11 protein-coding genes are annotated in these 11,108 nt (G+C 72.4%); 9 read left to right on the top strand and 2 right to left on the bottom strand.

Annotation, left to right across the window (positions count from 1 at the left end; genetic code table 11):
• Positions 1–94 precede the first annotated feature (94 nt).
• The 3 genes from IEY56_RS25605 to IEY56_RS25595 all read left to right on the top strand — a co-directional run bounded on the left by IEY56_RS25605 (position 95) and on the right by IEY56_RS25595 (position 3,071).
• The gene (locus IEY56_RS25605; protein ID WP_189039643.1) at positions 95–877 is read left to right on the top strand and encodes a response regulator transcription factor; all 783 of its coding nucleotides are present in this window, start codon (positions 95–97) and stop codon (positions 875–877) included.
• 2 nt (positions 878–879) lie between these two features.
• A complete protein-coding gene (locus IEY56_RS25600) occupies positions 880–2,532 on the top strand; it encodes a sensor histidine kinase (protein ID WP_189039702.1) in 1,653 nt (550 codons plus the stop codon).
• A 62-nt stretch (positions 2,533–2,594) separates the two neighbouring features.
• Complete coding sequence (locus IEY56_RS25595) at positions 2,595–3,071, top strand: hypothetical protein (RefSeq protein ID WP_189039642.1); 477 nt, start codon at positions 2,595–2,597, stop codon at positions 3,069–3,071.
• Positions 3,072–3,201: 130 nt separating this feature from the next.
• Here the strand turns inward: IEY56_RS25595 and IEY56_RS25590 are convergent, their stop codons facing one another.
• Positions 3,202–3,432, bottom strand: a complete 231-nt coding sequence (locus IEY56_RS25590) for a hypothetical protein (protein WP_045866009.1) — start codon at positions 3,430–3,432, stop codon at positions 3,202–3,204.
• 265 nt (positions 3,433–3,697) lie between these two features.
• On the opposite strand from IEY56_RS25590, the gene IEY56_RS25585 reads away from it, so the two are divergent.
• The 5 genes from IEY56_RS25585 (at position 3,698) to IEY56_RS25565 (ending at position 9,787) form a co-directional block, all read left to right on the top strand.
• Positions 3,698–4,762 carry a tetratricopeptide repeat protein gene (locus tag IEY56_RS25585; RefSeq protein WP_189039641.1) on the top strand — a complete coding sequence of 355 codons (1,065 nt, stop codon included), beginning with the start codon at positions 3,698–3,700 and terminating at the stop codon, positions 4,760–4,762.
• Positions 4,763–5,245: 483 nt separating this feature from the next.
• On the top strand, positions 5,246–6,520 hold the full coding sequence (locus tag IEY56_RS25580) for an acyltransferase family protein (protein WP_229712204.1): 1,275 nt from the start codon (positions 5,246–5,248) through the stop codon (positions 6,518–6,520).
• A 266-nt stretch (positions 6,521–6,786) separates the two neighbouring features.
• Positions 6,787–8,403 (top strand): M28 family peptidase, encoded by a 1,617-nt coding sequence (locus tag IEY56_RS25575; protein ID WP_229712203.1) that lies wholly within the window; start codon positions 6,787–6,789, stop codon positions 8,401–8,403.
• A gap of 274 nt (positions 8,404–8,677) precedes the next feature.
• A complete protein-coding gene (locus IEY56_RS25570; RefSeq protein ID WP_045866012.1) occupies positions 8,678–8,974 on the top strand; it encodes a type II toxin-antitoxin system VapB family antitoxin in 297 nt (98 codons plus the stop codon).
• A gap of 135 nt (positions 8,975–9,109) precedes the next feature.
• Positions 9,110–9,787, top strand: coding sequence for a LytR C-terminal domain-containing protein (locus IEY56_RS25565; protein WP_189039640.1), 678 nt, complete (start codon positions 9,110–9,112; stop codon positions 9,785–9,787).
• A 54-nt stretch (positions 9,788–9,841) separates the two neighbouring features.
• On the opposite strand, the gene upp is transcribed toward IEY56_RS25565, so the two are convergent.
• Entirely contained in the window at positions 9,842–10,477 is a 636-nt protein-coding gene (gene upp, locus IEY56_RS25560) for a uracil phosphoribosyltransferase (protein WP_189039639.1), read from the bottom strand.
• Between the two features lie 222 nt (positions 10,478–10,699).
• Between upp and IEY56_RS28715 the strand changes: the two genes are divergently transcribed.
• A complete protein-coding gene (locus tag IEY56_RS28715) occupies positions 10,700–10,942 on the top strand; it encodes a hypothetical protein (RefSeq protein ID WP_229712208.1) in 243 nt (80 codons plus the stop codon).
• Positions 10,943–11,108: the final 166 nt, after the last annotated feature.

Here is an 11,108-nt window from a genome sequence, read left to right as displayed (position 1 = left end):
GGTCGGACCGTCCCGCTCCGGGCGGCCGGAGCAGAACGGCCGGACCACGACGGCCGGCCGGGGACCGCCGGGCGAGGATCACAGGGGAGGACGAATGAACGGTGCGGGCGGTGACCGCGGACGCGTACTGGTAGTCGACGACGACGCCGCCATCCGGCGCTCCCTCCGCCGCGGCCTGCGGCTGAACGGTTTCGACGTCGACCTGGCCGAGGGCGGGCACGGCGCCCTCGCCCGCATGCGGCAGCACCCCGCCGACGTCGTCGTCCTCGACATCTCGATGCCCGGCCTGGACGGGATCCAGGTGTGCCGGTCGCTGCGCGAACGCGGTGACGACGTACCGGTCCTGATGCTCTCCGCGCTCGACGAGACGGCCGACCGCATAGCCGGGCTCCAGGCAGGCGGGGACGATTACCTGATCAAGCCGTTCGCGCTGCAGGAGCTGGTGCTACGCCTGGACGCACTGCTGCGCAGACGACCTCCTCCCGCCTCCCCGTCCGCGGCCTCCCCGTCCGCGGCCTCCTCGCCCGCGGCGCCCCCTCTGGCGGACCAGCCCCTTCAGGCGGACCCCGTACGCGTCGGCGGCCTCGTCCTCGACCCCGCGTCCCGCGAAGCGCGCCGGGACGGCGAGCTCCTCCCCCTCACGCGCCGCGAGTTCGAACTGCTGCAGGTCCTCGCACGCAACGCGGGCATCGTGCTCACCCGCGACCAGCTCCTGGAACGCGTCTGGGGATACGACTTCGAGGTGCGCACCGACGCCGTCGACACCTTCGTCAGCTACCTGCGGCGCAAGACGGAGGCCGGCGGCCGCCCGCGGCTGCTGCACACGGTGCGGGGCGTGGGCTTCGTACTGCGCGAGGAAAGGCAGGCGGCGCCGTGAAGATGAAGCTCTCCACCCGGATCGCACTGGCGATCGGCGTCACCGTCCCGCTCCTCGTACTGGCGTCCGGCTGGCTTCTGTACCTCCTGGTCGCCCGCGACCTGCACGCCGAGCAGGACGCGCACCTGCGCGAACGCGCCGCCGTCGTGCAGGGCGACGCCCGGCGACTGCTGCGGGCGGCGGCCGCCGGCCGTCCCGCCGCCGAACTGGCCCGTGAGCGCAGGCTGTACGCGTCCGCTCTCGACGTGGGCATCCGCGTGACCGGCCCGGACGGCACCGTCTCCGGCGGGCCGCAGCCGGACGCCCGGACACGGCTGCCCGAGGCGGCACCGGACCCGGTGACCGTGCGGGAGAGGGGCGCCGGACGGGCGGAGGGTGTGCCGGGCGGCCGCCGCGTCAAGAGCTGGCGGGTGCTGTCCGTGCACGTCGAAGGCCGGCGGCCCGGCGTCGAGGGAACGCTGTGGCTGTTCTCCCCGGACACCGCGGGGCAGGCCCGGCTGGCATTCGTCCGCAGGCGGGTCGTGGTGGTCGCCGTCGCGGCCGCGCCCGTCTCCGCGCTGCTCGCCTGGGCCGCGGCGTCCCGGGCGAGCCGTCCGCTGCGCCGCCTGCAGCAGCGGACCAGCGGCCTCGACCCGCGCGCCGACACCTCGCGGCTCGAACACGCCCCCAGCGGCGTCACGGAAGTCGACGACCTCGCCGCCACGCTGCGCACGGTCCTGGCCCGCTACGACGAGCAGGCCGCCCGCACGTCGCAGGCGCTCGCCACGGCCCGCTCCTTCTCTTCCGCGGCGGCCCACGAGCTGCGCACGCCGCTGATGAGCATGCAGACCAACCTCGAGATCCTCGCCGAACACCCCGAACTGGCGGGCCAGGACCGGGACGAGGTGGTGGAGGACCTGCGGCAGGAGCACAGCCGGCTCCTCGGGCTGTTGGTCATGCTCCGCCGGCTCGGCCAGGGGGACCTCGTCGAAGCCGACGCCTTCGCGCCCCTGGACCTCGCCGAAGTGGCCGAGGCCGCCGTGTCCGACGCGCGGCGGCGCGACCGTGCGGCGGACGTCACGTTCTACGCCGCCGCACCGGGGGAGGGCAGCGGCGGCCACTGCGGCCCGGCCGGTACGGCCGCCCCGCCCGGGACCGGCCCGGCCGCGTCCGGGACCGTCCTGACCGTGCACGGCTGGGAACCCGGCCTGCGCTCGCTGCTCGACAACCTCGTCGCCAACGCGCTCGCGCACGGGCGGGGCGCGGACGGTCGCGCGCACGTCGAGGTCCGCGTACGAGGCGGCACCTCGCCCCTGGGGCCCATCGCCGTCCTCACCGTGGACGACGGCGGCCCCGGCATACCGCCCGAGCAGCGGGCCGCGGTCTTCCAGCGCTTCCAGCGCGGCCCCGGCAGCACCGGTTCCGGACTCGGGCTGACTCTCGTGGCGCAGCAGGCCGCCCTGCACCGGGCGACCGTCGAGATACGGGACCGCCCGGACGGCCGCGGCGGTACACGCGTCGAGCTGCGGATCCCGCTGGCGGACCACGAGGGGACGGGGACGGCACAGGCCGCACAGGACCTGCCGTCGCAGCGTGACTGGCTGATCGGCGCCGCCCCCGGCACGTCCTCCCGAACGGCTCCCGGTCCACAGGGAATTCACAAGAACGGTCCCTAGCGTCTCCGTCCGCGCGGGGCGAACCGCACTCGTGCTGTCCCCACACGACACGGAGGAGACACATGATCAAGGTGAAGACGACCACCGTCGCGCTGACGACCGTCGCCGCGCTGCTCGCCACTGGCGGAGCGGCCGCCGCGGTCGCCACCTCGGACTCCGACGCGGACCCGGCGGCGGCCGGCACATCCGGGACGCAGGCGCAGGCGGCGAAGACGGCGAAGCACGCGCCGAAGGGGGACGGCGCGAAGCACCTCTGCAAGCGCGCACCGAAGATCGACAAGAGGATCGACCGGGTGCTGCGCCGTCTCGACGGCGACGTGAAGAAGCGCGGCTCGCTCGAACGGCTCGAGAAGCGCATCAGCAACGCGAAGAAAGCCGGCCACGACGACGTCGCGAAGTTCCTCGGCGAACGGCTCAAGGACCGCCGCGCGCTCGGCCCGAGGCTCGAGGACCGCCAGAAGGACCTGGCCGACCTGCGGAAGTGGTGCGCGGAGCAGACGGCTGAGCAGAAGGACGAGAAGGAGGCGGACAAGGGCTAGGCACGTCCGGCGTCCGGCGTCGGCAGGGGCCGAACGGAAGCCGGAGCCGTTCCGAGCAAGACTTCCTGCCAGGGCCGTTCCGCGACGCGGGGCGGCCCCGGCGCCTGTCCCGGGGCGGGGCCGGTTCGCGTCAGTTCGTACGCTCACCCACGTAGAACTCCAGCCGGCGGCAGGCCACGCACGCCCGGGCCAGGATCGTGTGATGGACGCTTCGCGACTTCCGCGCCCCGCCGAAGACGTTCAGCTTGACCGGACCCGACATCCATCGCACCCCGTTCTGGCCGAGCGTCTCGACGAACCCGTCCTCGAACTCGACGCCCCCGCACCCGGGGCATTCAGGGGTCCCGCTCTGCGGACTCATGCCGCCGTAGCGTACTCACCCGGCCGGACTGCCGGGAGCCGTTTCCCCGTGCCCGCGGCGCCGACGCGGTTTCTCCGTCCGGTCCGGTTCTCCCCGCCCGCGTGCTCACCGGTGCGCTGAAGTCCCGGTCCGTTGTGCCGAGTTCGCATTCGAGGCCCGCCCGCATCCGCCGTCCGCGGCACCGCCCCACGGTTCTATACACTCTATGTATACATACTGTGTATAGTCTCCCGGGAGCCCCTACAGGACCGCGGAAAGGCAAGGCATGTACGGCAAGGCATTCGCGCCCGAGTACCAGGGCACCCTCGACTCGCTGTCGGTCAACTCCTCCCTCGCCGACGTCCTCGCGCAGGCCGGCACGCGGCTGCGAGCCGCCGAACGTGCCGGCGCCGTACGGGAGGCTGCCCACTGCGGACTCGCCGTCGCGGAGGCCAGCCGGCGTCTCGGGAACGTCGACGACGCGGAGCGCGCCTGGAGGGCGAGCTACCGCGCCGCTCGCAGCGCCGGCGACCCCACCGCGATGGCCTGGGCCGCCTGGAGCGGAGGCACCCTGGCCCGCCAGCGGGGAGCCATGGCGCTGGCCCGGCGGCTCCTCGCGCTCTCCGCCGAGCTGGGCGAACGCGGCGGCAGCGTCCACGCCCGCGGTTACGCACTCGCCGGACTCGCCGAGACCGGCCGCATCCAGGGCGACTACGAAGCCGTCGAAGCGCTGCACGAGCAGCTCCTCGCCGAGGCACGCTCGCGCGGCGAGGCCCGCCACATGGTCTGGGCGCTCGAAGGCATCGCCCAGATGCACCGCAACACCGGCCGGTACGGCTCGGCTCTCGCCATGTTCGAGGAGGCCGCCGAGATCGCCGCGCACGCCGACGACAGGCGGGGCCTCGCCTGGGCACTGCGCGGCATGGCCGACGTGGTCTCCGTCCGCGACGGCGACACCGGCCGCGCCCTCGGCCTGCTCACCGAGGCCGCCGCGCTGTGCGGCGCCATGGACCTCGCCGGAGCCCTCGCCTACAACCACAAGATGCGGGCCAACGTCCTGTACCGGGCGGGCCGTTGGACGGAGGCGCGGCGGATGTACGAGCAGGCGCTGGCAGAGTTCCGCGAGCTGGGCGAGCCGCGGGGCGAGGCCCTGGCACGGCTCGGCCTGGTCAAGTCGCTCGCACGGCTGGGGCGCGACCCCGTCCGTACGTCCGCTGATCTGGACGCACTGCACCGGGCCCTCGAAGCGATCGGGCTGCGCCACGCCCGGCAGATGGTGGACACCGCCAGGGCCCAACTGGGCGTCGCCACAAGCCCGGACGGTGAGACGGAGGACGCCGTCGCGGCCTGAGCGACGTGCCCCACGGGCGGGGCGAGCCGTCGTGCTCCCCCGCCCGCGTCGGTCCCGGACCGCTGCCCGCGTCGGGCCCCGGCCGCCTTCCGCGGGCCGCGCGGCCCGGCGCCGCCGGCTCGATGTGGTGAATCCGACCCGCCGATCAGGCCGGGTACGGCCGCTTACGGGGAACCCGTGAGCCATGAGCCCCTCGACAGCGCCATGCCGCGCACGCCGAGTACGGGCCGCAGCCCGTACGCCGATGAGACGCAGACCGGAGCACTCGGCCCGGCTCGCCTCCCTTTCCGCACCTCACAGGCCGTCACCCCGGACCCGGGAGCGGTCCGCCGCACCGTCCCGCGCGCCGACGCACCGTCAGCAGTGTTCGGGCCGCGGCGAGTTTGCGAACACTGGGAGCGCAATTACAGTGATCGCGATGCTCTCCCCCTCCCCCTTCCTCCTCACCGCAGCGCGTCCGCCACGGCCTTTCCAGGAGGTCCGGTGAGACAGCAACTCACGAAGTACAGCTCGGCACGGGCCCCGCTCCCTCCCGCCGCCCCGCAGTCCACGGAGCCGGCGGCGGGCAGCGAGCGCCGGCGTGCCTCCCCGGGCACGGCGCCCGGCGCCGACGGCAAGCCGGACGACCGGACGGCGCGGAGCGGCAGCGCGAAGCCGCGGGACCCCTACTTCGACAACGCCAAGTACCTGGCCATCGTGCTCGTCGCGCTGGGCCACGCGTGGGAACCGCTGAGGGCCGACTCGCGAGCCGCCGGAGCCCTCTACATCTTCGTCTACACGTTCCACATGCCGGCGTTCATGGTGATCTCCGGTTACTTCTCGCGGAGTTTCCAGGGAAAGCCGCACCAGCTGAAACGCCTGGTGAGCGGGATCGCCGTCCCGTACGTCCTCTTCGAGGTCGCCTACACGTTCTTCAAGCGCTGGGCGGACGACGACCCGAACCAGCCGATCAGCCTGCTCGACCCGTGGTATCTCACCTGGTTCCTGGGCGCGTTGTTCCTGTGGAGGCTGACGACGCCGCTGTGGAAGACCGTCCGCTGGCCGGTCGGGCTCGCGCTCGCCATCGCGGTGCTGGCGTCGGTCTCCCCCGACATCGGTGACGACCTCGACCTCCAACGCGTACTGCAGTTCCTGCCGTTCTTCGTCATCGGGCTGTTCCTGAAGCAGGAGCACTTCGACCTCGTGCGGCGCCGCTCGGCCCGCCTGCTGTCCGTCCCCGTGCTGGTCGTGGCGCTCGCCGTCGCGTACTGGGCGGTCGAGCGGATGAACGCCGAATGGTTCTACCACCGCGACAGCGCACAGGAGATGGGCGCTCCCTGGTGGGTCGGGGTCATCATGACGCTCGCGCTGTTCGGCTGCTCGATGGTGCTCACGGCCTGCTTCCTCGCGTGGGTTCCGCGCCGCCACATGTGGTTCACCGCGCTGGGCGCCGGGACGCTCTACGGCTATCTGCTGCACGGCTTCGTCGCCAAGGGCTCCCGCTTCTGGGAGTGGTACGACGTCGGCTGGGTGAACACCCCGCTCGGCGCGATCGGCGTGACGTGCGCGGCGGCGGCGCTCATCACCGTGCTCTGCACCCCGCCGATCCAGCGGATCTTCCGCTTCGCCATGGAGCCGAGGATGGCGTGGGCGTTCCGGGAGGACCCTGCCGCGACGGCCCGTCAGCGCGTGGAGAACACGGCCGGGAGCAACGCTGGGAGCAAGACCCAGGGCAACACCGAGGGCAGGACCGAGGGCAAGGTTCCCGAACGCATGTGACTCCCCGCGGGAGAGCGGCACTTCCCGCACAGCACAGGCCCGGACCTGCCGAGGTCCGGGCCTTCGCCGTGGCCGCACCGAGCGGCCCCCTCACCCCGGGCGGGGTGACGCGGGCACGACGCGGAGACCGGGTGCGCCCGACACGTTCCCTGCGGGCCCCCGGCCCGCTAACTTGCCGGTACGCGCGCTTCGTCCGCAACCCGGACACGTAGCACACCAAGCCGGACAGCGCCGTCGCCACCGTTCGCACCGGAAGGACCCCGACAGTGCCCGTACCACTCTCCACGACCCGCCGCTCTCCCCACGGAGCAGCACGAAGAGGCCGCACGGCCAGGTCGCTCGCCGCTCTGACGGCAGCCGTACTGGCCACGCCGCTGCTCGTCACGGCAGCCGCCTCGCCCGCCGCGGCCGACACCACGGCTCAGCCCGCGTCGTCCAAGTCGTCCGGTTCGCAGGGCAGTTCGTTCAGCGCGAGCGCCGACGAGGGCTCGAAACTCGCGAAGAAGCTCGTCCGCCGTACGGGCGTCAAGGGCGCCATGCGGCACATGAAGGCCTTCAACGCCATCGCCGAGCACGCCGGAGAGGGCAACCGCGCCGCCGGGTCGCGCGGCCATGAGCTCTCGGCCAAGTACGCGGGCACCGTCCTCAAGGCGGCCGGCTACGAAGTCACCTACCAGGACTTCGACTTCATATACCGCGAGACCCTCGCCGAGAAGCTCACCGTGCGCACGCCCGGCGAACGCGACGTCCCCGTCAAGGTGATGACGTACACGAAGAGCACCCCCGAGGGCGGCACCGAGGCGGCGGTGACCCCCGTACCCGTCGACGAGGACGGCACCACCGGCTGCACCGCCGAGGACTACGAGTCCGGGGACTTCGACGGCAGGATCGCGCTGATCCAGCGCGGCGGCTGCACCTTCGCGGAGAAGCAGGCGGCGGCGGCCGACGCCGGCGCGGTCGTGGCGGTCGTCTACAACAACGAGGAGGGCGAGCTCAGCGGCACCCTGGAGGACCCCTCCAACGGCCGCATCCCCACCGGCGGGATCAGCAAGGAGGACGGCGAGGCCCTGGCGGCCGACGCCGAAGCAGGCGACGTCACGGTCAACGTGGAGCTGCGCGAGTTCCAGGAGGAGCGCAGCACGCCCAACGTCATCGCCGAGACCCCCGGCGGCGACGCGGACAACGTCGTGATGCTGGGCGCCCACCTCGACTCCGTCGGCGAAGGTCCCGGCATGAACGACAACGCCTCGGGCTCGTCCGGAATCCTCGAGACCGCGCTGCAGTTCGCCGCGGCCGGCGGCACCGAGCATCACGGCAAGTCCGGCGGCAAGGGCGGTTACGACGGCAACAAGGTGCGCTTCGCGCTGTGGACGGCCGAGGAGGTCGGCCTGCGCGGTTCGGAGCACTACGTCTCCGAACTCTCCGAGGCGGAGCGGAAGAAGGTCGCCCTCTACCTCAACTTCGACATGATCGCCTCCCCGAACTACGGCCTGTTCGTCTACGACGGCGACGACTCGGACGGCGAGGGCTCCGGCCCGGGACCGGAGGGCTCGGCCCTCCTGGAGCGCGACATCGTCGAGTTCATGGCCGGGCGCGGCGCCGAGGCACGCGGCACGGACTTCGACGGACGCTCCGACTACGGCCCCTTCATCGAGGCGGGCATCCCCTCGGGCGGCGCCAAGACGGGCGCCGAGGACCTCAAGACGGAGGAGGAGCAGAAGCTGTGGGGCGGCGAGGCGAACGCCGCTTACGACGGCTGCTACCACCTGAAGTGCGACGACCTCGGCAACATCGACAAGAAGGCGTTCGACCTGAACGTCAAGGTGATGGCGAACGCGGTCGGCCACTACGCCCATGACCTCGGCGGGCTGCCCCGCCCGTAGTCCCCGCAGCCCCTCCGGCACTCCCTCCGGGAGCCGCCGTACTGCCGGCGCCCGCCCCGCAGCGACACCTCGTCACCTGTCGCGCGGCGCGGGCGCCGACGCTTCACCACCCCTTGTGCAACTCGCGCCGCGGAAAACGCTTCACCCCTTGCCGGACGGGCGCAGCGCCATGTCGGCCGTACACCGCCCCCGGGCCCGTCCCCGGCCCGCCGACCCGCCCCGTAAGAGCCACAGGAAGCTGCGCCCGGCGCTGGTGGCCCGGTAGGCTTTCCGTGTGATCTTCAAGCGAATCGGAAACGGGCGGCCGTACCCCGACCACGGCCGGGAAAGCACCCGCGAGTGGGCGGATGTGGCCCCACGCCCGGTGCGTCTTGACCAGCTCGTCACCACGAAGGGCCAGCTCGACCTCGAAACGCTGCTGGCCGAGGACTCCACGTTCTACGGAGACCTCTTCGCCCACGTCGTGAAGTGGCGCGGCGACCTCTACCTGGAGGACGGGCTGCACCGCGCCGTGCGAGCGGCACTCCAGCAGCGGCAGGTACTGCACGCGCGCGTGCTGGAACTGGACTGAGCCGCCTGACGCTCCATGACCTCGCCGGTCGCGGTACCGGGCCCCGGAATTGTGCCCTAGCCCTTTCAGGGTCGGCACGTCACGATCACTGATCATCTAGTAGGCATTGCGTTCATACGGCATTACCCTGCGCCTATGAGCATGCTGACTCCCCCCGGCATGGGCGGAAAGTACCGGATCACGGGAAACCGCTACCCCCGCATGCGTCGCCCCCGCCAGCGGCGCAGGATCGTGCTCGCCTCCATCGCCACCGTCTGCGCCCTGAGCCTGGCCGCGTGGGGAACGCTCCAGCTCATCGACATCTTCTCCGGCGGCAGCTCCGCCAGCGCCTCCAGCGGCCAGGACAAGTCCAAGGCCAAGGGCGCGAAGTGCACCGACGACGCGAAGACCCAGGCCGCCGGGAAGGGAAAGCCCGGCGACGGCGAGAAGCTCCCCGAGCCGGACTCCGTCAAGGTCAACGTCCTCAACGCCACGGACCGCAGCGGTCTCGCCAAGTCCACGGCCGACGAGTTGAAGAAGCGCGGCTTCAAGATCGGCGAAGTGGCGAACGCGCCCGGCGAGTTCGACGGGAAGGTCAAGGAGACGGGCGTGGTGCTCGGTGCTCCCGGCGAGGACGGCGTCGCCCGTCTGAAGGTGCTGGGGACTCAGCTCGACGACGCCGACACCCGCTTCGACGAGCGCAAGGGCGACGACGTCGACCTCATCATCGGCGACGCCTACAAGAAGCTGGCCAAGAAGAAGGATGCCGAGGACGCCCTGAAGGGGCTGTCCGCCGCCGGCGCCTCACCGTCCGGCCGGGACTGCTCCCGCTGACACGCCGTCCGGGACGCGCGGGCCGTCCGGTTCACGTGCCCCGCGGGCAGCCGCTCAGCCCGCCGTCCCGTACATGCGGTCGCCCGCGTCGCCGAGCCCCGGCACGATGTAGCCGTTCTCGTTCAGACGCTCGTCCACGGACGCCGTCACGACGGTGACCGGCGTCCCCGCCAGCTCCTTCTCCATCAGCCGCACGCCCTCGGGGGCCGCGAGCAGGCAGATCGCCGTCACGTCGTCGGCGCCCCGGCGGATCAGCTCCCTGATGGCGGCGACGAGCGTGCCGCCCGTGGCCAGCATCGGGTCCAGCACGTACACCTGACGGCCGGACAGGTCGTCCGGCATCCGGTTCGCGTACGTGGACGCCTGCAGCGTCTCCTCGTCGCGGATCATGCCGAGGAAGCCCACCTCGGCCGTCGGCAGCAGCCGCACCATCCCGTCGAGCATGCCGAGCCCGGCACGCAGGATCGGCACCACGAGGGGACGCGGGTGCGACAGGCGCACGCCGGACGTGTCCGTCACCGGCGTGCGGATGTCGACGGGCTCGGTGCGCACGTCCCTCGTGGCCTCGTAGGCGAGCAGGGTCACCAACTCGTCGGCGAGACGCCGGAACGTCGGTGAGTCCGTGCGCTCATCACGCAGGGTCGAGAGCTTGTGCGCCACCAACGGGTGGTCGACGACGTGGATCCGCATGACTCGACAGTAGCCGAGGGATGCGAACGGCTGTACTGGCGTACCCCTTCGATGCGGGGGAAAGCGGTCCTGTACGGCGGAGGTGTGCAGATGCCCGACTCACATGACCAGCGGAAACGCGAACGCAAGTCCGGAGGCGACGGGCCGGCGGCCGGGAAGAAGGCAGACCGGCCCGACCCCGGCCACGTACGCGCGCGCAGGATCAGCGCGGAGCGCGGCGAGGTGAAGGCCCACGGCAGCGCTGCCGCCGCGCCGGACGGGCGCCGCGCGGCCGCGAGGCCGCGCCCCGCGAGCGGCAAGGAGTCCGGTCACGCCGGGCACAGCGACGCCGAACGGCTGCGGCGGCGCGCCCGCTTCCTGCGGGAACGCAGCGAGGCGAAGGAGCTCCGTGAACGCGTCCAGCCACGCCGTACCCGCAGCGCCCGGCTGCGTCAGGCACTGCGGATGCGCACGTTCCGCTGGTGAGGCGCGGTCGCCGCGCCCACCGGCGGGCCCGGCCGAGCGGAGCCACGGCGGGACCGGTTCCGCCGTGGCGTCACCGGAACGGGTGGCCTTAGGGCGTGTCCGCAAAGTGGGTGTCGGCGTTGGTTAGTTGTGGTGCCTCGTCGTCATGAGCTGACTGATCATGCCT

The sequence above is a fragment of the Streptomyces daqingensis genome, assembly GCF_014645895.1.
Taxonomy (GTDB): domain Bacteria; phylum Actinomycetota; class Actinomycetes; order Streptomycetales; family Streptomycetaceae; genus Streptomyces; species Streptomyces daqingensis.
The sequence above is the reverse complement of the archived record's forward strand: the minus strand, read 5'-3'. Positions and strand labels throughout refer to the sequence as shown.